This is a genomic window from Phaeodactylibacter luteus (genome assembly GCF_007993045.1).
Taxonomy (GTDB): Bacteria; Bacteroidota; Bacteroidia; order Chitinophagales; family Saprospiraceae; genus Phaeodactylibacter; species Phaeodactylibacter luteus.
The window spans coordinates 1-22,684 of sequence record NZ_VOOR01000055.1; the positions used below are offsets into that span (position 1 = coordinate 1).

Consider the following 22,684-nt stretch of genomic DNA (forward strand, 5'->3'; position numbering starts at 1 on the left):
CCTGGCATCGGCCTAGCGCTGCGCAGGGGTGGCCGAAGGCCAGACCCGACGCCTGTAGGGCGAGGGGCCGAGCGGATAGCGAGCCCCGGAGCATAGCGGCACCTGCCATCGGGCAGGGGCAGGCCCATCTTGCAAAGCAGGCCGGGCAGGCCAAAAGAACGGCAATCTGGCTTCCCCCCAGGCAGCTTACTTGAGGAGCCGGACAAGCCGTCGGCATAAGCCCTTGGCTATGCACCTCAGCCAAACGGATAGAAAGTTACTAAGAGAAAGCTGAAAATACTAATGCCTGCCGCCAAACCGGCATGGGCAGGGCACCAATACGAAGGGCAGCCCAAGAGCTGCCCTTCTGATAGTTGCTATATCGAATAAGGAAAATTCTAATCGCACCCCAGCTGTTCTCTCGACAGGCCGTCATTATTGGGGAAACAGTTGCCAGAAAGGGTTTCCTCAGGCACAAACCGCTCGAGGTTGGGGTCGTAGAGGCTGTGCTCCAAAAACTCCACCAAGTTGTCAATTTCCGCTTCCGTGAGGTTGAGCGGATGGAAGTAAGGCGATAAGTTCTCTACCGGCACCTGATCATTCTCCGGCACCCCCTCGTTGAAGTACTTCACCACTGCCCGCAGGCTGTGGCGGCTGCTGCCGTGAAAGTAAAAGGGCGAATCTTTCATGTTGTACAATTGAGGCACCTTGAACAAATGCATATCCTCTGGGCGGCCAGTAAAGCCCCCCCGGCCAAAATTCCGGATATCATCGGGGCCCGTATTGAAGCCTCCGGTCTGATACAGATCAAGCACACCGAGGGCATGGAACTCATTGGAGCTCAAGGCTGGGCCTTTGTGGCAACGGTAGCAGCCTGCCTTGGTGTAGAACAGCAGGGCACCAGCTTTTTCAGACTGTGACATGGCCTCGCGGTTGCCCCTCACCCATTCTTGGAAAGGGGCCTGATGGGCCGTCAATGACCGTAGGTAAGCGGACAAGGCAAAACTCGTGGTTAGGCGGGTGTAGCGCTCGTGTATAGGGAAGTCCGGGAAAGCGGCGTCGTACATGCCCAAATACCCGAGGGTATCAAGCCAGCCTTCCGTAATGCGCATGCGGTGTAGGCGGGTGCCTTCGATGTTTTGTGTCTCCAGCCCGTCGAGCCCCAATCCGTTGAGCTCAACGTCCTTCCCAGGCTCCCAGGCATATTCCGTGCCTTCGTTGGCATGATGGGCCCCAAATTTGCCGCTCCAAGTAGTGTTGGTGACATAGGCGGTGTTCAGCATGCTCAATGGGCGGGCGCCCTGCACATCGAGCTCTGTCTCATCATAACCGTACATACGGTTGCGGCTTTCCCCATTGTAGCCAAACCCGACCCCGCCATCTGCTATGCCTTGTGAGCGGCCCGGCATAAACCCTGCAGAGGGTACATGGCAGGTAGCACAGGAGTAGGTCCCTTTGCCAGCTTCGTGCACGGCATCTTCCGCCAGGCCGGTCTCAAAAAACAACATCCTGCCCAATGCAATCTTTTCCGGAGTCAGTGGGTTGCCTACGCCAGAAGGCACTTTTGAGAGCTCTGCCTCGCTATCCGGCAAGCGGAAATAGTCGAGCGAGCCATCAGGGGAAAGCTCCTCCAGGCGCTGCTGCAAACGGGTATCCAACGGATTGGGCAGGGCATCCTGCTTGCAGGACCAGCCGCCTAGCATCAATGCAGCCGTAAGGGTTAAGAGGTAGGTTTTTTTGTTTGTTTTCATATCCGGGAGCCTTAGCCGTTTCTCAGGATAAATAGGTGGAATGAGCCCGCTATCAAATCAAGGTAGCATTTGGCATATCATAAACAGCTATACGTAGGGCAGGTGCCAGGGTTTCACAAAAATTAAAAAAAGCACATATAAACGAACGCAAACCAGATTGCCACTGCCCCTAGGCTTACCCTCGCCTTATCAGGATGAGGGGCCTGCCCCTGCCTGACAGCAGGTGCCGCTATGCTCCGGGGCTCGCTATCCGCTCGGCCCTGTCGGGCTTGCCACCCCTGCGCAGCGCTAGGCCGGTGCCATTAGGAAGCAAAAGCCGGTGCCCTTTGGGCTGATGCCTCCTAAAACAGGACAGGCTTGCCTCCTATTTGGCAAGCCTGTCGTTGGCCTATGCTGGCTTGATGCGCCGTGGGCCGCTGCAAAGCTAGAAGGGCGCTTCCCTTCCTGGCCCATAGCTTTTCCCAGTTACTCAGCTTAAGCGATGCTCCTGAAAAAAGCCGGCGCGTGGTTGAAAGCAGCCCATTTTCCCTGCTACACTGACTCGCGGCGCATCAAGTCTAGTTTTTCCGCCTGCCCCAACCTTATTGGATAGGGTCGATCATAGGCAGGTCCGTGACTTTAGCTTCCTTCGGGCCGATCGTCAGCCAGCCAATGAAGCCGCCAGAAGCTTTAGCAGTGTGCTCCGCGAGGCTGAGCAGCCCCTCGTAGAAATGACGGGCGTGGCGGCGGTCGAGCTTGGCCAACACTTTATTTAAACCTGAAAGGCGAGCGGTCAGCTCGGCTTGACGCGCCTCGGTCGCCCTTGGGAGCTCGTTGATCAAGGCCAGCATACGGTCGTGCAGCCCACCATCGATAGCTTTGTAGAACTCCATCCACTCGGGGTGGAACTGGAAAGAGCGCACATGGGCTACCTTCTCGCCCGCGGCCAGCTCAGCGTCGTCGATAATGCCATCCGCCCCTGCTACCAGCAAGGTGACATAGGGCACCGCATCCCTCAACAACTGCTGATCTTCAGGGGAGAGGTTTTGAATACTGTTTATCATATGACTTGGTATTTGAGATTGAGTTCCCGGCAAAAATAAACAAAGCACTGAAAAATGCACGGCAGCGCCAGAGATATACCCCAAAATGTGATGCTCGTGCTATGGCCGGCGCTTCCCGGGCAGCCAGCTGAGGAAGCGGTTGAGCCAGCCCATCCAGGCGGCAGGCTCAGGCATAGCTTGCCCGGCTTCTCCTTCGGCCACTTGTGCAGCAGCACCTTCGCCCCTGCTGTACAAGTCTACAAACATCTGCCGGACGTTCTGTTCTACCATGCCCCGGAACGGGATGCGCGCCATGAGCCCGTAGAGGGCCGCATTCCCTTTGGCTTTAGCCCCCGGGTTGCTTTTGGCGAAAGCCACGCCTTCCTGCAGATCGCGCAGGTATTCCGCTATAACTGGCAGATTGTGGCGCATAACCGTAGTGTGTATGCAATTGGGCCGCTGCTGCCGGTCGACAAACCACCCTTTGGCTTCGAGCTGATCGCCCACCACAAAAATATCGGGCTTGTTGCTGCGGGTTGTGAAAGCCAGGATATTCATGCATGGCTCGCCCAGTATCTCTAGCTCCGGGATAGCAGCGATACCGGCTTTCATCTCTTCCACCCCATCCATGATCTCTCGGGCGATGCTCAGGTAACGCTCCTGCCCCAAGCTGTTCAGGGCTGCCCAAGCCGCAGCGATCGGCCCTCCCGAACGGGAACCCAACAGGGTGGCAGAAGCATAGATGCCGCCTGCCCAGTCGGTAGTGATAAAGAACTGATGCCGCAGGTATTCCATCTGCCTGAACAACAAGACAGAGCTGCCTTTTGCACCGTAGGCAAATTTATGGGTGTCTGCCGAAATGGAAGTCACCCCGGCTACCCGGAAATCCCAAGGGGGCACCTTTTCAGGGTATAACCGCTCTACCCACGGCAGCATAAACCCACCGATACAGGCATCAACGTGCAGGGGCACCTGATGCTGCTGGGCCAGGGCGCCGGCCTGCTCTACCGGGTCGAGTATGCCGTGCGGGTAAGAAGGGGCCGAAACGGCCATCAACAAGGTCTTGGGGCCTACCTTTTGCTCCATACCGGGCAGATCCGCTGCCCCGCCTGGCCCCACCGGCACCTTGACCAGCTTGAGCCCCAGCAGGTAGGCTGCTTTTTCAAAAGCAGGGTGAATGGTAGCCGGCACGACCACCTCCTCCCTGCCCTTGCGGTGCTTGCGGCCCCATTCGCGATAGGTGTACAAGGACATAAAAATGCTCTCTGTCCCTCCAGAGGTCATTGTGCCCACGGCTTCCGCCCCGCCATTGAGCAAGCCCGCAGTCATGCCTACCACCTCCCGCTCCATACGCTGCAGGCTCTCGAACGCAAAAGGGTTGATATAACTTTCGGACAAGAAGGCGCCGCTGGCCTGCCGCAGCAGCTCGTGGTGGGCCTCATCTACCTGATAGACCATGCTCCAGGTCCGGCCGGCCGCCCATGGCGCATCCCCAGCCTTGAATGATTCCATCTCCCGGAGCAGCTCTGCTGCCGGGCGCCCCTTTTCGGGAATGTGATATTGGCTTTGGCTCATACGGCCAAGATAAGGCCCCCGTGGGAAAGACTGGGCGAGAACAAGGCAAAATCCATGGCATGCCCGCCCTTCAGCCCCAAATGCCCACACATATTAAAAATAAACACATAGTTAACATAGCACACCCTTAGCCCCAAAGATTTTTCCCTACCTTTGTAACTCCAAGGGTAAAAAATCGTATTACCCTCGTAGCCCCCCCCCTAGTTTTATGCTCCCCCCTATCTCGTATTCTCCTGACTGGAAAACTGTACACTGATTGAATAACACATCAATAAAGCCTTAATAATTATGACAATCTTTACCAAATGGCTGGGAGTTCTCAGTCTTTGTATCACATTGGGGAGCATTCCTACTTCCTCTTTCGCTCAGTTTTGGTCCGAAAGCTTTGAGACGGATGGCAATGGGACGCGGTACACTACTTCTGTCCCTGAAGTAAGCGATGGGAGCAATGATTTTTTCACCAGGACAAATGGCTCCAACATCAGCGGGGGATATGATGTATCTGGTGCAGACGGGGACTTCTTCTTCGCTGCACAGGATATAGATGCAGAAACCCCCTCTGCGACTCAGACCCTCTCTTTTTCAAATATCGATATTTCGGGGCGCTCTGATATTGTATTCAGCATTCTCATTGGAGAAGATGACGATGGCAGCAGCCAAGATTGGGATACAGATGACCACCTACGGATTACCTACTCTATTGATGGCGGCCCTTCTCAGAACCTGATTTGGATACAGGTAGATGAGAGTGAAGCGGATGGGACCAATGGCTTCCCCTCTGTGGACACCGATTTTAATGGGCGAGGCGATGGTACGGAGATAACCGATATATTCCAGACTATTATGGGCAGTATTGCAGGCACCGGATCTTCTCTGGATATCGAACTTGAGTTTGCCTTTAATTTTGGAGATGAAGATATAGCCGTGGACTTGTTGCAATTGAGCGAGAATGGCAGTGGCCCCCCACCTCCCACCTGCCCCACCGACGCAGAGGTCTTCATCAATGAGTTCCACTACGACAACAGCTCTTCTGGCGACCCAGGCGAATTCGTAGAGGTAGCCATTGCCAATAGCGCCAACGTAAACCCTTCCGACATCACCCTAACGCTTTACAATGGCAGCAATGGGCAGTCGTACAATACCCTCACACTTGGTGCAGGCAACAACGATGGCACCTTCACCTACTTCTTTTTCGACCTCGCACCGAATGGCCTGCAAAATGGCAGCCCCGACGGCTTTGCCTTGTCCTGTGCGGATGGCACCCTGATCCAATTCCTCAGCTACGAGGGTACATTTACCGCCTCGAATGGGCCAGCTGCCGGGGCAACGTCTGAAGATGTAGGCGTCTCTGAAACCAACAATACCCCGCCGGGCTCTTCTATTCAGCTCATCGACGAGACATGGACGGCGACCATCGCCTTCAACACCAAAGGAGCAACCAACGCTGCCCCGCCCGCCAACTGTGAATTCACGAATGTGAGCATCTCCCAGGAAAGCTGCGACGGAGACGACTTCGAGTTCCGTGTAGACTTTACCGCCCTGAACACCAGTGGCCAATTTGAAGTCGTAAACACTGCTAACGGCCAGGTCCTGGGCAACTTCCTCGGCGGCAGCGCTGATGGCAGCTTCTTTGTCAATGCAACCTTGGCCGGCCCCACTACAGCTGGCATGCTCTCCGTAGCTGTGCGCGATGTACAGGACAACACCTGCAGCAGCAGCCCCGTAATGGTTACCCTGCTAGACTGCCCGATCGTCAACTGCGCCAACCCCGGCGACCTTGTTATTTCTGAAATCATGCAGAACCCAAGTGCCGTCGGAGATTCCAATGGGGAATACTTCGAAGTCTACAACACTACCGGCAGTGCCATCAACCTCATTGGGTATGAAATTAGCGACTTGGACGACGATAGCCACACCATTTCCAGCAGCGTTATTGTCCCTGCCTTCGGCTATGCCGTTTTGGGCATCAATGCCAATACCAGCACCAACGGCGGTGTAACGGTAGATTATGAATACAATGGCTTCACACTGGCCAATGGGGACGATGAAGTCATCCTTTCCTGTGATGGGGCGGTAATCGACCAAGTGAACTACGACGGCGGCCCAAGCTTCCCAGACCCCAATGGCGCTTCCATGAGCCTCAACCCTGATTTCCTGGACGCGGTGTCTAATGATACTGGCGACAACTGGTGCGCATCCACCTCCTCCTTCGGCGATGGCGACTTGGGCACCCCAGGCGGGGACAACGACATCTGCTGCGCTACGCCTACTTTCACCTGCCTCGATGGCAATGTGGTCATGCTCCAGGGAGGCACTTATACCCTGCAGCCAGAAGACGTTGTCATGATCGACAATATGGGCAACAGCCCGCTTTGCCCACAGATCAGCGTGGACAATATCATGCCCGCTACAGTGAACTGTGACGACCTGGGCGAGACAATCGTAACGGTAAGCCTCAATACCCCATTTGGCAATCTGACCTGCTCCCCTGTCATTAACGTCGCAGAGGACGGCACACTGCCTTTCCCCTGGGCCGAGCACAACGTCGGCACAGGCGTCAACGACCTTGATTACAGTTTCTGCGAAAATGAATTCAGTGTGAGCAGCGGTGCTTCCAACAGCCCCATCACAACGCCCAACAACAACTTTGGCTTCATCAGCCAGACCATCTGCGGCAACGGTTCGATTACCGTAAAGGTAGAGGATGTATCTGCCAACGCCTTTGCCGGCATCGCTATCCGTGAGTCTTCTGCGCCTAATGCCAAGCAGGTCGTACTGATGACCAACAACATCAACTACACGTACTGGCTGCGCCGTGCAATAGATGGTGCGCCTTCACAGGCACAGATCTTCGTGCGCCCACGCCAGGCTTGGCTGCGCATCACCCGTACCGGCAATATCTTCCGTGGCTTCGTCAGCTTTGACGGCAACTACTTTGCTCCGGTCTCTGCGGCATCTTTGCCTATGGCACCTTGCGTAGAGGCAGGTATGCTCGCATTCGGTACCAACCCTGCCTTCCCTGCAGCTGCGACCTTCAGCAACGTGACCGTTACAGGGGGCGGCCTGCTTGGCGGAGCGGGAATGTCGGCAGACGAGGCGGGCACAGCCCAAGCCCAAAATGAGCGCACTGGCAGCCGCACGGCTGCTACAGAGCTGCAGACAGAGACCCGCTCTTTCACAGGCGGCGTGGAGCTTTACCCGAACCCTGCCACAGATGTCCTCAACCTCAACTTCGGCCAGGTGCTGGAGCAGGAAGCTACCCTGAGGCTGATCAATGCTGCAGGGCAAATGATAGAGCAACAGGTTATCCTATCGGGTACTGCACAAACGGAGCTCTACGTAGCCCAACTGCAGAGCGGTATTTACCTCATTGAACTGACTACCGCAGACGGCGGCACAGAGGTGGTCCGCTTCATGAAGCAGTAACCTTCTCCTGCCGGCAATGCTGCCACGCATCCCCCTTCTGCCTTGCAGGAGGGGGATTTTTTTTATTTCCAGGTAACCTTCTGCCCCGAATACCGTATAGGAGAAATAACATCAGCAATCTCAAAACCGAACCCGCTAAACCCAAACGATTATGAGAAAATGCACAAAATGGCCCAGCCTTGGCTGGGCAGCCGGAGCTATGCTCCTGGCGCTGCCTTTTACTATGCTTGCGCAAAAAAGTGAGCCCGCCGATTTCTACCCCGCCATCAGCCTGGGGCTGAGCACCGGAGCCCCTGCTTATTTAGGAGCAGATGCCACACTCAGCTTCTTCCGCCCCCTTGCATTCCGGATAGGCTACTACCGGGCAAAATTCAACAGCAGGCAGTTCTCCCAAGACCTTTCCGACTATCAGGATGGGCAGGAGCTTGACCTTGACGCAGGCGCTGACCTCAGCACCATCGGCCTATTAGCAGACCTGCCGATCGTGCGCGGCAGGTGGCTCCGCATCGTTGGCGGTGCCATGATCAACCTAGACAACCATGTGACCGTCTCCGGGCGTTTTGCAGAGGGCATACCTTACAACGACTACACCATTTCTCCAGAGCAGGCAGGAAGCGTTACCACAACCTACACCACCTCCAGGGTATTCCCGTACCTAGCCATCGGCCTGGGGCGAGCCGTGCCACAAAAGCGATTCGGGCTGAGCCTGGAAGCAGGCGGCATGCTGCGCGGCAAACCTGAAATAGCCGTCGCTTCTACCGGCTTGTTGGAGGGCAACGAAGCCAATGGCCCCGTCCTCTCCGAAAACTTCTCTAACGTCCGCTTCCAGCCTAGCGTGAACCTCCGCCTTGCCATGCGCCTTGACCTGCCCGCACCTGACCCTGCCGCTGCTCGGCAGCAAGAAGAGGATGCACAAGAGCTAGCAGAGGAACAAGAGTCTGTACAGCCCTCCCAACAGGAAACTACGCCCAATGCAGCTGTAGACAGCAGCCCAGAGGAAGCGCCTGAAGCAGCCGAAGAGGCACCCCCCGAGCCGGAAACCCAGGAGGCCGAAGCTCAGGAACCGCCTAAGCGCCGGAAAAACCAAAAACGCAATAAGCCGGCCGCTGAGCCCGAAACAGAAGCCGAGGAAACAAAAATCGCCCAACCCGCCTCCCCCGTCAATATGGTCCGACTGCAAGGCACAGCCGTAGATGCTCAATCTGGCAGCACCCTTCAGGCCGTCTACCTAGATCTTTACCTGGTGGCAGCTGATGGCAGCAAACGGCTGGAACGTACGGGCCGCTACCCGGGGGGCACCTTTACCCTAGGCCTCCTGCCCGGCAAAACCTATGAGCTGACCCTCATCGAAGGCGGGTACCAGCCCTTGACCAAGACCATCCTTGTAGAGGCAGCGCCTGAAGCCGCTTTGATCGAACAGACTTTCTCTTTACAACAAAATCCCTAATCCCGATACCATTATGCAACGTTTACTCACTACCATCCTGGCTGCTGCCTTCCTGACCCTTACCGGCTGTACGGAAATGAAGCGGGAAGATCTTTTCAACAAATATACCGATGGAGCACAGCTCATTGTCAACACAGATGTCCTCCGCAATGTCCTGACCATTCAAGCCATCAATGCCAACCCTATCGCTGAAATGCCAATCCCGCAAGGGCTGCAAATCGAAGTGAGCGGTCCGAGCAGGGCGGAGGTCTTCAGCATGGATGGCAAAAGCAGCCTAGCCCCTTTTGATGGGCTGATGGAAATTGGCATAGACAAAACCAGGCCGATCAGCAGCAGCAACCCCGTAGACCTTACCTTTAGCGCTACGGCTCCGGGCTTCCTGCCAGCCACCTACCGCTTCATAGTGACAGACACCTTCTTCTCCATGCCCACCCTGCATCTGATTGCCCTCGATGACCTGCCTGCAGGAGTTGACTTTGTGGAAGGGACCGTGCCTGTTGAGCCAGAACTGGGCGTATTCTCCCCCATCACCTATACCACGCCGCTTTTCAGCGATAAGCCGGAGAGCGCTGCACTCACCTTTCAGGGGGGGACGCTGGTATACGATGAAAACGGCCAGCCCCTCACCGGCGATCTTCAGTTGGAGTACCTCCACTTTGGCAACCGGGAAGCCGCCACCGTGGCCGCCTTCCCCGGAGGCACCTTTGCCGCAGCCGCCCTTGCTGCCGATGGCAGCCCAATGGGGCCGGTCAACTTTGCTCCTGCCGGCTGGTTCAACATCAGCCTGAAGGCCGGGGCGAGGCACGCCAAGAGCTTCTCTGAGCCTGTTGAAGCCACTATGGAGCTCAACCCCAATACCATCAACCCCAATACCGGGGAGCCCATTCGGGCAGGCGACCAAATCCCCATCTGGAGCCGGGACGAAGGCAGCGCGGCCTGGTCCATGGAAGGCCTGGCCACCATCACTTCCTTTGGGGAAGGCCCCTTATCGATCACCTTTGGCATCAGCCACTTGTCAGACTGGGCTGCCGCTTTTTCCTTAGGGGAAAGCTGCAGCACCGGCGCCCCCATAGTTGTCAACTTTGAAACGCCCTACCCTACCCTATTGGACGCCCCCTACAGTATCATACAGTTTGTCGACCAAATCTCAGGCCAAGTTGTGGCCCGCCCACAATGGGCACGAATGGTAGATGGCACAAAAGCCGTGGTCTATGGCCTGCCTGCCAACCGCGTGCTCACCGCTCAGGTTGTCACCTCTTTTAACCCGCTATGCAGCGAGGTGCTTTATACCTCCGCCCCTTTCCTTTCCGTGTGCAACGGCAGTGCCCTAGTGAGCACACGGGCATACACACAGCCCAATACCTTGACCGTAGAGGCTCGTTTTTCCGCCGTATGCCCTTCTGCCGGAGACGAAGTCCTCATCCGGCCAGAAGCCCTGGTCTACTATAAAGAAACCGGCTGCCCCCATCTGACACTGCTCACCTACATCAACCGGGGGCGCTTTCTCACGGACCGCCTCGTGCGCAATCAGACTTACGACTTTACCGTCTACTTCAATGGGGAGCGGTACGAATTCAGCGATATTACGGTAGCCACTACTGAGCTTGACATTGATGACTATACCCTTAGGATAGACCTTGATGGCGACTTTGCCTCCTTCATTTTTGAAAATGTCAAATTAGACCCTGAATTCTGCGGCTTGCTGCTGGGGGAATGAAATTGGGGCAGCCCTCAAGCGCAGCTGGGCACAACCCAAAAGACCGTTTTGAAGCCGGACCCTGCCGTAAGGATGGGGCCTACCCCTGCCCGCGGGCAGGGGTCGCTATGCTCCGGGGCTCGCTATCCGCTCGGCCCTATCGGGCTGGCCACCCCTCCGCAGCGCTAGTCCGATGCCCTCAGAAAACAGGTAGCAGCTCAAACGCTCAAGCGGCCCGTATGGCATACGGGCCGCTTGAGCAATCTAAGCGCTTTTGGGGATGCCAACACAGCACCTAATCATTTCTCAGGCTATTCCGCGGCCGCTGCCTCCAACCCCTCTATAAGGCGGATAAACTCTGCCCGGTGGCCGTTAGGGTCTTCGCCCTGCCCCGCCCGCGCGAGGGCCAGCATGGCCGAAAGGTCGGCAGCCCCTTTGAACTCGGACCCCCTCAGTACCATGCCGGCACCTGCTACAGCAGCTGACCACTTGAAGTCGGGGCTGAGCTCACGGGCAGGGTTCTCCACAACTTTCTCCAAAAGCCCGCTTTTGCGCTCCCCTGGCTTTTTGTAGCGGAACTTTATTGTACACCACTCTTTGGAAGGTTTGCCACGCTGTGGGCTCTGCTCTTGGTATTTCAACCCATCCACATCTCCCAGCCAATCCGTCTGCACGCCAGTAGGGATGATCTCGTAGAGCGCAGTCACGCTGTGCCCTGCCCCGATTTCGCCCGCATCTGCCTGATCATCGTTGAAATCTTCATTTTGCAGCAGCCGGCTCTCGTAGCCGATAAGGCGGTAGCCCTGCACCTGAGCAGGGTTGAACTCCAACTGCAGCTTCACATCGCTGGCAATGGTATACACGGTTGCCCCAAACTCCTCCACCAGCACTTTCTTAGCTTCGCTGATGTCATCAATATAAGCATGCTGCCCATTGCCCCTCTGAGCGAGCTCCTGCATTTTGCTGTCTTTATAATTGCCCATACCAAAGCCAAGCACAGTTAGGAAAACGCCAGTCTCCCGCTCTTCTTCCACAAGGCGGGCCATAGCCGCATCACTGCTCTCCCCTACATTAAAATCGCCATCGGTAGCCAGGATCACCCGGCTGTTGTACCCTTCCCGGTGTTCCTCCCGGGCCAGCTGATAGGCCAGGCGGAGCCCTTCCCCTCCGGCAGTAGACCCTCCGGCCTGCAAACTGCTGAGCGCGCCCAGGATTTTCTGCTTATCACTTCCCGGGGTAGGCTCGAGCACAGCCCCGGCTGCACCAGCATAGACCACGATGCTCACCCGGTCCTTCTCGTTCAATTGATCGACCAGCAGCTTGAGAGAGGACTTTAGCAGAGGGAGTTTATTGGGGGCGTTCATGCTCCCCGAGACATCCAAAAGGAATACCAAATTGGCTGGCGGCAGATCCTCGCGTGGCAGTTGGCGCCCCTGAAGCCCAATATGGAGCAGTTGATGCCCTTCCGCCCAAGGGCAACTGCCCAATTCTGTTGTTATGCTGAACGGAGCCTCGCCCACGGGCTGAGGGTAGCTGTAGGAAAAGTAATTGACCATCTCCTCAATCCGCACGGCATCTTTTGGCGGCAGCTGCCCCAAGCGGGCGAAGCGGCGGAAGTTGCTGTAAGAAGCCGCATCCACGTCTATGCTAAAGGTAGACAAGGGCTCTTGCAGCGGGCTTAGGAAACGGTTCTCACGGATATAGGCATAGGATTCGGTATTCATAGGCGGGCCTGGATCTCCAGCAGGGGCCATCATTTTTGGGGAGGCCATAGCCCTTTGAACGGAATGCTCCGACAACAGCGGAGGAGGCGAGGAGAATGCTTCGTCTGCTTCTTCCTCCACTTCTACAGGCCGTGCCTTGAGCGCCAACTTGAGGGGGCTGCCAGTACACGCCTGCTTGAGGCTCAGCCGCTCATACGCTGGATGAAAGGCCTCAACTTTGCCACAGCTATCTGCCACAGATAAAAGGAAGGAGCCGTCAGCTCCAGTAGCTACTTTATAACGGCCCTGCCTCCCTTTGAACACCACAGTAGCACCGGCTACCGGCTGCCCGGTATCTTGGTCCGCCACTTTACCAGCAAGTTGGAAATCAGCCTCAGGGCTTTGAGGCTGGGAAGGCGCTGCGCTGAGCAGGGATGCCCCCACGACAGCAATAACAATTCGGAATGCTTTCATTGGTTTTTTCAGACAAGATGCATCAGCTGCCCATATTGCATAACCTTGCTGAAAATAATTGAAGCGCGGCCATAAAACCGGAGGCTACATCTATACGGCAGGCGCATAGCCCCTACTGTCCCGGAGGCGGCGCGCCACTACTTTTAGCAGTTCACCTGCCTTGCTGCGAGCGCAATTTAAGGTATCGGTATGCCACAAGCAGGCATCAGATAAGGAAACAACAGAGCATCTGCTCTTTAAATCAAGAAAAGCGGGCGCAAACCCAAATACCGCAGGCGTTTAAGAGGCACTAGCCTGGCATCGGCCTAGCGCTGCGAAGGGGTGGCCGAAGGCCAGACCCGACGCCTGTAGGGCGAGGGGCCGAGCGAGGAGCGAGCCCCGGAGCATAGCGGCACCTGCCCGTTGGGCAGGGGCAGGCCCCACACCCTCACGGCAGGGGCAGGCCCCTATCCTTGCGGAGGGGGCAGGCAAAAAACGACAATCTGGTTGGCAACCAAGTAAAACGGCCTGGCACCGCAGCGCCAAGCCGTTTCGAACGAAAGCAAATATTTAAGTGTAAGGCACGTATCACGTATATGGCTATACTCCCCTCGGTCACGAGAGGGGAGTATAAAAGCACATTTGGAGCTCGTCCCTTTTGTAAATCAACACTTTATCAACCCGGCTTCCTTGCTGAGTTTTCATTTAGCCCGCTAAACTCAAATTTAACGGCTTCGCCAAGGCCCTGCCGGCCATGCTAGCACAGCAGACGGGCATAAACTATTGGTTTTCAGAACAAAAGCAGTCCAAGCCAGCGCTTAGTCGACATTATCATGGAGGTAGCTATTGCCCCTGCCCCTCATGTCGATTTCATCTTCATCGTTGATGCTCCAAGTTGAGCGCGGCTGCTCGTCAGAACTAGGCACATCATCAAGTGAAACCCCTCTACGAAGGTAAGCCGGTTCGTTTTCCAGCTCTATGATGGCCTGAGGGTTGCTCAGTTTCACCCGGTTGTTGCGCAGCCGCTCCCGGCGCTTGCGCTCCTTCTCCAGGTATTTGCGCTGATCGGCCTCCGTAGAAGCGCCATCGTCGGGAGCATCTTGCTTTTGGTACGGCTCATCGTAGGAATAGCGGTTGCGCCCCTGAAAGCGGGCTACCGTTTCGCGGATATCTTCAAACTCTACCGTATTGTCTTCGGGTTCTGATGGCTCAAACCCAATATCCGCCAGGCCCTTTTTTTTTGGCGGGGCCTGCTTGGGCGTATTCTTATCATCGTCGAGATTGACCACTACCCGCTCATTGCCAGCTTTTTCGATTTGCTGCGCCTTGTTGCGCTCAAATCCAGTAGCAATGACCGTTACAGCGATTTTATCCCCAAGGCTCTCATCGTAACAGTTGCCCCAGATCAGGTCTGTGCCATATCCAGCTTCTTCTTGGACAAACTCAGTGATTTCGAAAATTTCGTCCATCGTCACCTCTTTGGTCCCCGAGGTGATGTTCAGCAAGATATGCTGCGCGCCTTTGATGTCATTGTCCTCCAAAAGCGGCGAGTGGAGCGCATCATCTACCGCACGCTTGGCCCGGTCTTCCCCTTCTGCGGAAGCTGTGCCCATGATGGCCACGCCACTCTCTCGCATTACGGTATTGACGTCCTCAAAATCCACGTTCACATACCCTGGCACGGTGATGATTTCAGCGATGCCCTTAGCGGCGGTGGTCAGGATGTTGTCTGCTTGCCCGAAGGCTTCAGAGATAGACAGGTTGCCATGTATCTGCCGGAGCTTATCATTAGAAATGACGATAAGGGTATCCACATGTTTTTTCAGCTCCTCGAGGCCTTCAGAGCCCTGAGAGGTACGCCGCCGCCCTTCAAAAGTAAAAGGCAGGGTCACGATACCTACCGTCAGGATATCCATCTCCCGTGCGGTTTTGGCAATAATTGGAGCTGCGCCAGTGCCCGTTCCGCCGCCCATGCCTGCAGTAATGAACAGCATACGGCAGTTGTTTTCCAGGTAAGCCTTGACCGCCTCGATAGACTCTTCGCAGGCCATTTTCCCAATATTAGGCTTTGAGCCAGCGCCCCTCCCTTCTGTGAGGTTGGGGCCGAGCTGCATTCTCGTCGGCACGGGGCTGAGCTCCATGGCCTGAGAGTCGGTATTGCAGATTGCAAAATCCACACCGACTATGCCCTGCCGGAACATGTGGGTGACTGCGTTGCTGCCGCCGCCGCCAACGCCGATTACTTTTATGATCGGGCTTTCATCTTTTGGCAAGTCAAATACCATAACTGCTAGTTTTTTGTTCTGCCGGTTGTCTGTGTAGCCTTTTTAATATGTCCATGATCACTTTCCGGCATGGGTTAATGGAAGTATCAGCATTTTCAAGAGCTTTCCAAAGCAGGGCGGGCCGGGCAATGCCCTTTTCGCCCCATGCTTGGATCCTGCGCTCAAAGGGGGTGCGGGCACAGCAAACTGCGCCCGCTATTCTCAATTAAAATTCACTATCGGGGTCTGCTTCAAACCACTCTTTGGTGCGGCGGAACAGCTGATCGTACCAGTTGTTGCCACTCGCTACCTCTTTCTCGGTTCCTGCATTTTCCTCTGCCTGCTCCTCTTCTTGCGGCTCCGGCACAATATGCCCAGCCTCGAGGTCTTCCAGGCCCTTGATGAGCAAGCCGACCGCTGTGGAATAGATCGGGCTGCTGAGCTGCTCGTGGTAGCCGTGAGCCAGATGCTCTACCGGTGTGCCCACACGGGTGCTCATGCCGGTATGGTATTCCGCCAGCTTCTCAATGTGGTTCAGCAAAGCTCCGCCACCGGTCAGTACGATACCGCCAATCAGCTTTCGCTCGTAACCAGAACGGCGCACTTCCCAGATGACGTAATCCAAGATTTCTTCCACCCGTGCCTGAATAATGCGGGCCAGGTTCTTTTCAGAAATCTCTTTGTGGTCACGCCCACGCAGGCCAGGGATGGAAATGATACGGTTGTCATATACTTCATCGGCCAGTGCAGAGCCAAAGCGGACCTTCAGCTTTTCTGCTTGTGGCTTCATTACGGTACAGCCTTCTTTGATGTCTTTGGTAATGACATGCCCTCCAAAAGGCACTACGGCCGTATGCCGGATGATGCCTTCGTGGAAGATGGTAATGTCCGTTGTGCCACCGCCAATATCGACCAATGCAACACCTGCTTCTTTTTCTTCTTCGCTGAGGACAGCCGCGGCAGAAGCTATAGGCTCGAGGGTCATATTCGCTACCTTCAGGCCAGTGCGCTCCACACACCGGTGTATGTTGTTCGAGGCAGAAATCTGACCGGTGATGATGTGGAAATTGGCTTCCAGCCGGATGCCAGACATCCCTATGGGGTCTGTGATGCCCTGCTCGTTGTCTACGGTATACTCTTGTGGGATAACGTGCAGGATTTTATCGCCCGGAGGCAGTACCAACTTATACATATCGCCGATAAGGCGCTCAATATCGCGGCGGCTGATTTCGGTATGATCGTTTTCCCGTGTCAGGATACCGCGGTGCTGCAAGCTCTTGATGTGCTGCCCGGCAATGCCCACATGCACGACTTTGAACTCGCGCCCGGCACTGCGCTGTGCCATAGCAATAGCTTCAGAGATCGCATTGACCGTCTTTTCGATATTAGAAACGACCCCACGCAAGACCCCTTCCGAAGCCACTTTGCCAAAGCCCAGGACTTCCAGCTTTCCGTAAGGATCGCGGCGGCCCGCGATTGCGCAAATTTTTGTTGTGCCAATATCTACAGCCACAACAATCTCCGAGTTGTTCACATTGGTCTCTTTCATGGGCATCATACTGTAGTTTTCATTTCAAAATCCGAGTTAAATCAGGTCCGGCGCGCCAAAGCGCGCGCAGGTGCTTAGTTGTCCATTTATTTTCGTGCAACGACTTGCCCTTCGTAAGCTACGCTTATTTCTGAATACTCCTGCCAACCCTCATAGGGCAAAACCTCTTTATAGAAGATTTTGATCCGGCGGAGCTTCTCGTACTCGCGGGAAAACCGTCCAAACTCAATTTTATCACAGCCCACCTTGGGCACAAGGGCTATCTCGCCCCGGTTGTCAAAGTAGATCTGCTCTGTCAGTGGCGCGAGGAACTCATCGCTTATGATGAGCTGTGCCAGCAAGAAAGCCTCCTTGAGCCGGTTGCGCTTGCGCGCTAAAAACTGTGGCTCATACACCGGCAGGCTCCCTGTTGCGACAAGCACCTTAGCCGTAAAGTGCTTAGAAAGGGGCATTTGCACCCCATCGCGGTCTAGGTAGTAGTTGTACCCGTTGTTGTCCATCACCCGCAGTATCGGCTCCCGGGGCTGAATGCTGATTTCTACCCGGTTGCTGGCACTGAGATAAGCTTCTGCCTCAAGGATAAAAGGCTCTTCCTCCAGTACCCTTTCCAGGCGCTCTATGTCGATGCTTGCCAATGGGCGCCCCTCCAGCTGATAACCAAAGCTGCGCGCTATAGCAAGCCGTACGTCTTCCGGTGTCAGCAGGCTGTGCCCGCTCTTCAGGGGCGCAATCTCTATCACCACCTCCCCTGCGAGGCTGCCTTCTTTGCGCTCCACAGCAGAAATATAGACCATGAACACAGCCAGGAATAGCACGGCCCAGCCAACGCGCTTCAGGGTACGCAGGGTTTGGGGGTCCAGATTGTCTAATAGGCCTTTTGCCATGGTTTATCTGTTTTCAAAATAGCGCTTCAAAGGCGCTCTCAACAAATCAATATCCCCTGCCCCCAATGTGAGCAGGACTTCTGGCTGCAGCTGCTTCACCACTTCGGGCACCGCCTCACTGCTGACCAGCCGTTTATCTTGTCCTGGGATCTGCTCCAGCAGCCAGGCACTGTCAATACCGGGCAGTGGTGCTTCCCGTGCCGGGTAGATCTCCATCAGCAGCACTTCGTCCAGCGCTGCAAGCGCTTCCGCGAAACCCGGGGCAAAGTCCCGGGTGCGCGTAAACAAATGGGGCTGGAACACCCCAGTCAGGCGTTTGCCAGGATAAAGCTCCCGCGCTGCGCCTATAGCTGCCTGCAGCTCAGAGGGGTGATGGGCATAATCGTCAATATATACCCCTTTTTCGCTCCGGCTCAAAAATTCAAACCGCCGCCGTATGCCCCTGAACTCGCGCAGGGCAAGCCGGATATCCGCTTCCGCTGCGCCAAGCTGCAAGGCGATGGCAATAGCCACGGTGGCATTCTCTACGTTGTGCCGCCCGGGCAAGCTGAGCTGCAGCCCCTGCATCACCCCTTGAGGGCTGTAGAAGTCGAAGGTAAAAAACCCTTCTTCTACCCGGATATTCTCCGCCCGGTACGCGCCATGCCCAAGCCCAAAGGCAATGGTTTTGCCCACAGGCCCCAGCTCTTCCACCCATCGGTGCTGAACATAGGCGGCACCCCCAGGTTTCACCCGCTTGGCAAAAGCACGGAAGCCTGTCTCGAGCATCGTTTCCCGATCGCCATAAATGTCCAGGTGGTCAGCATCCATCGACAAGATGACGGCAATCTCCGGGCTCAGGTGGAGGAAAGAGCGGTCGTACTCATCTGCTTCTACCACAACCCACTCCGTATGGCCTGCTACAAAGTTGGTCTCAAAATCGAGCGCAATCCCGCCCAGAAACGCTGAGCAATCAATACCGCAAGACCGGAGCAAGAAGGTGGTCAGGGTCGTAGTAGTCGTCTTTCCGTGGGTGCCTGCAATAGCAATCGCTTTCATTCCACGGCTGATGATCCCTAAGACCTCCGCCCGCTTTTTCACGGGAAAGCCGTTGGCTTGGAAATATTGCAGCTCCTGATGAGCAGCCGGTACGGCCGGGGTGTAGACTACTAGGTCTACCCCTTGGGGAATGAACCGGATGTCGTCTTCATAATGTATGTCAATACCTTCTGCTGCCAGCGTTCTGGTCAGCTCGGTCGCTGTTTTGTCGTACCCGTAGACACGAGCGCCCCTTTGGTTGAAATAGCGGGCGAGCGCGCTCATGCCGATGCCGCCCACACCAATGAAATAAACCGTTTGAATGCTGTTCAAGTCCATAAGTTCAGGATTTGGACGGCACCAGGGAAAGCACCTCTTGTGCAATCCGCCGGGCAGCATCCCGTTTGGCCAACGCCTTGATATTTTTGCTCAGCAGCTGCCTTTGGGGCTCATCCCTGAGCAGTTTTTCCACTTCCGTGAAAATCCGTGCAGCAGCTTCCACATCTGGCAACAACAAGGCCGCCCCTTTTGCCACCAATGCATCCGCATTTTTGGTTTGATGGTCCTCCGCCACGTTTGGGGAGGGGATAAACACTGCCGGCTTACCGGCGAACTGAAGCTCCGAAATCGTCAGGGCTCCAGCTCGGGCCACGATGACATCGGCCATGGCATAAGCCAAGTCCATGCGATCGATGAAAGCCTGTGCTTTCACCTGCGGTAGGCGAGCGGTTGCACATTGGCCGAAGCCCTTCACATACAACTGCCCAACTTGCCAAAGCACCTGTATATCAGGCCGGCTTTCCCAATGTACTGCGTTGGCTTCCATGGCCTGATTGATGGACTTAGCGCCAAGGCTCCCGCCAAAAACAAAAACAATAGGCTTGGCAGGGTCGAGCCCAAAATGAGCTGCAGCCTCCTCCCTTGTTGCGTGCATATCCTGTAGATTGCTGCGCACAGGGTTGCCGGTCAACAGCAGTTTTTCTGCCCCAAACCAGCGCTCCATCCCTTCGTAAGCAACGCAAACCTTTTGGGCTTTGCCGCCCAATAGCCGGTTGGTCACCCCAGGGAAGGAGTTCTGCTCTTGCAGCAAAGTAGGTATGCCCATGCTATTGGCCACTTGCAACAGCGGGCCGCTTGCATATCCGCCTACCCCAACGGCTACATCAGGCTTCCATTTTTTCAAAATCCGCCGGGCTTTCCATAAGCTGCTCAGCAGCTTGAATGGGAAGGAAAGGTTCTGCCAAGTCAGCTTTCGCTGGAAGCCGCTGATCCAAAGCCCTTCTATGGCATAGCCCGCTTTCGGGACCTTTTCCATTTCCATCCGCCCTTTAGCACCCACAAACCGGACCTCCACCCCGGGCTCTTCTGCCCGCAGTGCATCTGCAATGGCGATAGCGGGGAAAATGTGCCCGCCGGTGCCACCACCGGATATTATGATTTTGGGCTGGCTCATGGTCCTTTATTCCTCGGCCGAGACCGACTCTATGTATTTGCTCACGCTCAGGATCATCCCGAACGACAAACAGGTGAATAATATTGATGTACCGCCCATGCTCACCATAGGCAGGGTAACGCCGGTTACCGGCACCAAGTGCACGGAGACAGCGATATTGATGAACGCCTGCAAAATCAGGCTGATGCTCAGCCCGATGACCAGCATAGCGCCAAAGGCTTTCGGGCTCTTCGTCACCAGGCGGGTAGCCCGGAAAAACAGGGTCACGTAAAGGGCGATGATCAGCACGCCCCCAAATATGCCGTACTCCTCCACGATAATGGCGTAGATGAAGTCCGAATAAGGGGAAGGCAGATAATTGCGCTGAATGCTGTTGCCTGGGCCCAGCCCAAACCACTCTCCATTCGCCATAGCAATTTTGGCCTGCTGCACCTGATAGCCCCCATCTGGCGAATCCATATACTCCCGCATGCGGTTGACCCAGGTCTCTGAGCGTATCGCATCTGGGAAGAACTCGCCCAGAATAATGAGCATGGCAAAAACCACCACCCCGAGCAGCAGCAGCAGCCCGATATAGGGCAGCGCAACCCGCCCCACAAACATCATGAACACACAAGTCACAAACAGCAAAATCGCTGTGGACAAGTCTGCCGGGGCAATCAGCCCACAGATGATGAGCACGGGTACGATGATCGGCAGGAAGGCAGACTGGAAGTCTTTGATGTACTCCTGCTTAGCCCCTATGGTGCGCGCAACGTATATGATCAGTGCCAGTTTGGCAAAGTCTGAAGTCTGGAACGTTATCCCGACTATAGGCAGTTGTATCCAACGCCTGGCATCGTTGATGTCTGCCCCGAATGCTACAGTATAGACCAACAGCGGGATAGAGATCAGCAACAGCACTGGCGCAGCCCTGGAGTACCTTTTGTAATGCATCAGGTGCGCCAGATAAGTGAGGAACAAGCCCCCTGCCACAATGAGCAGATGCTTGAAGAGGAAGGCTTCGGTATCGCCTGCCATCTCCCGGTAAGCCAGTGTGCCTGTAGAGCTGTATACTGCGAGGATAGAGAAAATAGACAGCACTGCGATAACGCCCCAAATGGCGCGGTCACCCTGCAGCTCTGCATATATCCTCTTCGCAATAGACATCTCTTACTTTGTTTTTGTCAAGCCCAGGACAGCTTCCCTGAAGAGGTCGCCCCGGTGCTCATAATTTTTAAATAAGTCAAAACTGGCACAGGCCGGAGAAAGCAGCACCTGCTCCCCTTCCCGGGCATTCCGGGCTGCCAGCTGTACCGCTTCTTCCGCACTGCCCGCCTCCAATATGAGGGCGGCTATGCCGGCAAAAGCTGTTTTCAGCTTTTCGTTGTCAACGCCCAGGCAGATCAGCACCCGGACTTTTTCCCGCGCCAGCGGTTGCAAAGGCGCATAATCGTTGCCTTTATCTTGCCCCCCGGCAATCCATACGATGCTGCCGGGCATAGCGTCAAGGGCATAATAGGCCGCATCCACGTTGGTGGCCTTGCTGTCATTAATGTAGCCCACCCCGTTTACCGTACCTACAACTTCCATACGGTGGGGCACAGGGACAAAAGACTCCAGCCCCTGCTGCAGGGCAGCTGCGCCAGCACCACACTTCATAGCTGCCGTCAGCGCAAAAAGAGCATTGTAATAATTGTGCTGCCCTTTCAGTTTAGTCCGGCTAAGGTCAAAAAATTGGCCTTCAGCTACTACGCCCCCCTCTTGGATCTGCCCCTCAGTGAGCCCAAGCGGCTGACCGTTCGGTGCATAGCCTTGCAAGTACTCGCGGATGTAGGCGTCTTCAGCTTTGTAGACGAACCAGTCATCCGGCCGCTGACTGCGGTTGATCCGGAATTTGGCGGCCACATAGCGGCCCATCTCATAGCCGTAGCGGTCGAGGTGGTCCGGGCTGATGTTCAGGAGCATGCTCAGATCCGGCCGGAAGGCAGAGATGCCGTCCAACTGAAAGCTGCTCAGCTCCAGTACATACCATTGCCGGTGGCGCTCTGTAAGGCACCGGGCAAAGCTTTTGCCGATATTGCCTCCCATTTCCACATCAAAGCCTGCCGCCTTGAGCAGGTGCCAAGCCAGGCGGGTGGTCGTAGTCTTGCCATTGCTGCCGGTAATGCCAATCACTTTTGATTGATGGTACCGCCCAGCGTATTCAATTTCAGAAATCACCGGCTTCCCTTTAGCCAGCAATTCTTGTATCAGTGGCACGTGGTCTGGTATGCCTGGGCTTTTGATGACTTCATCAGCAGCCAGGACCCGCTCCCAGGTATGCTGCCCAGATTCGTAGGCAATCCCGTGAGCATCCAGCTCGTGTTTGTATTTTTCTGCTATGCCCCCTCTATCGGAGACAAAGACATCATGCCTGTTTTGCTTGGCCAGAAGGGCGGCGCCAACACCGCTTTCCCCGGCCCCCAGAACAACGATACGCATAG

At 55.6% G+C, this 22,684-nt stretch carries 14 protein-coding genes; 3 read left to right on the forward strand and 11 right to left on the reverse strand.

Annotated elements, in window-relative coordinates:
- Window positions 1–377: 377 nt before the first annotated feature.
- The 3 genes from FRY97_RS18635 to FRY97_RS18645 all read right to left on the reverse strand — a co-directional run bounded on the left by FRY97_RS18635 (window position 378) and on the right by FRY97_RS18645 (window position 4,327).
- The gene (locus FRY97_RS18635; protein WP_147169084.1) at window positions 378–1,730 is read right to left on the reverse strand and encodes a cytochrome-c peroxidase; all 1,353 of its coding nucleotides are present in this window, start codon (window positions 1,728–1,730) and stop codon (window positions 378–380) included.
- A gap of 581 nt (window positions 1,731–2,311) precedes the next feature.
- Window positions 2,312–2,773 carry a hypothetical protein gene (locus tag FRY97_RS18640; RefSeq protein WP_147169085.1) on the reverse strand — a complete coding sequence of 154 codons (462 nt, stop codon included), beginning with the start codon at window positions 2,771–2,773 and terminating at the stop codon, window positions 2,312–2,314.
- A gap of 99 nt (window positions 2,774–2,872) precedes the next feature.
- Complete coding sequence (locus FRY97_RS18645) at window positions 2,873–4,327, reverse strand: pyridoxal phosphate-dependent decarboxylase family protein (protein WP_147169086.1); 1,455 nt, start codon at window positions 4,325–4,327, stop codon at window positions 2,873–2,875.
- A 288-nt stretch (window positions 4,328–4,615) separates the two neighbouring features.
- On the opposite strand from FRY97_RS18645, the gene FRY97_RS18650 reads away from it, so the two are divergent.
- From FRY97_RS18650 to FRY97_RS18660, 3 genes are all read left to right on the forward strand, one after another.
- Window positions 4,616–7,753, forward strand: a complete 3,138-nt coding sequence (locus tag FRY97_RS18650) for a lamin tail domain-containing protein (protein WP_147169087.1) — start codon at window positions 4,616–4,618, stop codon at window positions 7,751–7,753.
- Window positions 7,754–7,904: 151 nt separating this feature from the next.
- Complete coding sequence (locus tag FRY97_RS18655) at window positions 7,905–9,200, forward strand: peptidase associated/transthyretin-like domain-containing protein (protein ID WP_147169088.1); 1,296 nt, start codon at window positions 7,905–7,907, stop codon at window positions 9,198–9,200.
- A gap of 13 nt (window positions 9,201–9,213) precedes the next feature.
- Window positions 9,214–10,917: a hypothetical protein gene (locus tag FRY97_RS18660; RefSeq protein WP_147169089.1), complete on the forward strand. Its 1,704-nt coding sequence runs from the start codon at window positions 9,214–9,216 to the stop codon at window positions 10,915–10,917.
- Between the two features lie 290 nt (window positions 10,918–11,207).
- On the opposite strand, the gene FRY97_RS18665 is transcribed toward FRY97_RS18660, so the two are convergent.
- From FRY97_RS18665 to murD, 8 genes are all read right to left on the reverse strand, one after another.
- Window positions 11,208–13,073: a YfbK domain-containing protein gene (locus tag FRY97_RS18665; RefSeq protein WP_147169090.1), complete on the reverse strand. Its 1,866-nt coding sequence runs from the start codon at window positions 13,071–13,073 to the stop codon at window positions 11,208–11,210.
- A gap of 797 nt (window positions 13,074–13,870) precedes the next feature.
- Window positions 13,871–15,337 carry a cell division protein FtsZ gene (gene ftsZ, locus FRY97_RS18675; protein ID WP_147169092.1) on the reverse strand — a complete coding sequence of 489 codons (1,467 nt, stop codon included), beginning with the start codon at window positions 15,335–15,337 and terminating at the stop codon, window positions 13,871–13,873.
- A 205-nt stretch (window positions 15,338–15,542) separates the two neighbouring features.
- Window positions 15,543–16,865 carry a cell division protein FtsA gene (gene ftsA / locus FRY97_RS18680; protein ID WP_147169104.1) on the reverse strand — a complete coding sequence of 441 codons (1,323 nt, stop codon included), beginning with the start codon at window positions 16,863–16,865 and terminating at the stop codon, window positions 15,543–15,545.
- An 86-nt stretch (window positions 16,866–16,951) separates the two neighbouring features.
- Entirely contained in the window at window positions 16,952–17,749 is a 798-nt protein-coding gene (locus tag FRY97_RS18685; RefSeq protein WP_147169093.1) for a cell division protein FtsQ/DivIB, read from the reverse strand.
- 3 nt (window positions 17,750–17,752) lie between these two features.
- Window positions 17,753–19,105, reverse strand: a complete 1,353-nt coding sequence (gene murC, locus FRY97_RS18690; protein ID WP_147169094.1) for a UDP-N-acetylmuramate--L-alanine ligase — start codon at window positions 19,103–19,105, stop codon at window positions 17,753–17,755.
- Window positions 19,106–19,109: 4 nt separating this feature from the next.
- Window positions 19,110–20,219 carry an undecaprenyldiphospho-muramoylpentapeptide beta-N-acetylglucosaminyltransferase gene (gene murG / locus FRY97_RS18695; protein WP_147169095.1) on the reverse strand — a complete coding sequence of 370 codons (1,110 nt, stop codon included), beginning with the start codon at window positions 20,217–20,219 and terminating at the stop codon, window positions 19,110–19,112.
- A 6-nt stretch (window positions 20,220–20,225) separates the two neighbouring features.
- Entirely contained in the window at window positions 20,226–21,368 is a 1,143-nt protein-coding gene (locus FRY97_RS18700; protein ID WP_147169096.1) for an FtsW/RodA/SpoVE family cell cycle protein, read from the reverse strand.
- Between the two features lie 3 nt (window positions 21,369–21,371).
- A complete protein-coding gene (gene murD, locus FRY97_RS18705; protein WP_147169097.1) occupies window positions 21,372–22,682 on the reverse strand; it encodes a UDP-N-acetylmuramoyl-L-alanine--D-glutamate ligase in 1,311 nt (436 codons plus the stop codon).
- Between the last annotated feature and the right edge of the window lie 2 nt (window positions 22,683–22,684).

What these genes read in the sequence shown, in the direction of transcription:
- FRY97_RS18635 (WP_147169084.1), bottom strand. Translation starts at nt 1,730, where the DNA reads ATGAAAACAAACAAAAAAACCTACCTCTTAACCCTTACGGCTGCATTG.
- FRY97_RS18660 (WP_147169089.1), top strand. Translation starts at nt 9,214, where the DNA reads ATGCAACGTTTACTCACTACCATCCTGGCTGCTGCCTTCCTGACCCTT.
- FRY97_RS18645 (WP_147169086.1), bottom strand. Translation starts at nt 4,327, where the DNA reads ATGAGCCAAAGCCAATATCACATTCCCGAAAAGGGGCGCCCGGCAGCA.
- ftsA (WP_147169104.1), bottom strand. Translation starts at nt 16,865, where the DNA reads ATGAAAGAGACCAATGTGAACAACTCGGAGATTGTTGTGGCTGTAGAT.
- FRY97_RS18640 (WP_147169085.1), bottom strand. Translation starts at nt 2,773, where the DNA reads ATGATAAACAGTATTCAAAACCTCTCCCCTGAAGATCAGCAGTTGTTG.
- murC (WP_147169094.1), bottom strand. Translation starts at nt 19,105, where the DNA reads ATGGACTTGAACAGCATTCAAACGGTTTATTTCATTGGTGTGGGCGGC.
- FRY97_RS18665 (WP_147169090.1), bottom strand. Translation starts at nt 13,073, where the DNA reads ATGAAAGCATTCCGAATTGTTATTGCTGTCGTGGGGGCATCCCTGCTC.
- FRY97_RS18655 (WP_147169088.1), top strand. Translation starts at nt 7,905, where the DNA reads ATGAGAAAATGCACAAAATGGCCCAGCCTTGGCTGGGCAGCCGGAGCT.
- FRY97_RS18685 (WP_147169093.1), bottom strand. Translation starts at nt 17,749, where the DNA reads ATGGCAAAAGGCCTATTAGACAATCTGGACCCCCAAACCCTGCGTACC.
- murG (WP_147169095.1), bottom strand. Translation starts at nt 20,219, where the DNA reads ATGAGCCAGCCCAAAATCATAATATCCGGTGGTGGCACCGGCGGGCAC.
- ftsZ (WP_147169092.1), bottom strand. Translation starts at nt 15,337, where the DNA reads ATGGTATTTGACTTGCCAAAAGATGAAAGCCCGATCATAAAAGTAATC.
- FRY97_RS18700 (WP_147169096.1), bottom strand. Translation starts at nt 21,368, where the DNA reads ATGTCTATTGCGAAGAGGATATATGCAGAGCTGCAGGGTGACCGCGCC.
- murD (WP_147169097.1), bottom strand. Translation starts at nt 22,682, where the DNA reads ATGCGTATCGTTGTTCTGGGGGCCGGGGAAAGCGGTGTTGGCGCCGCC.
- FRY97_RS18650 (WP_147169087.1), top strand. Translation starts at nt 4,616, where the DNA reads ATGACAATCTTTACCAAATGGCTGGGAGTTCTCAGTCTTTGTATCACA.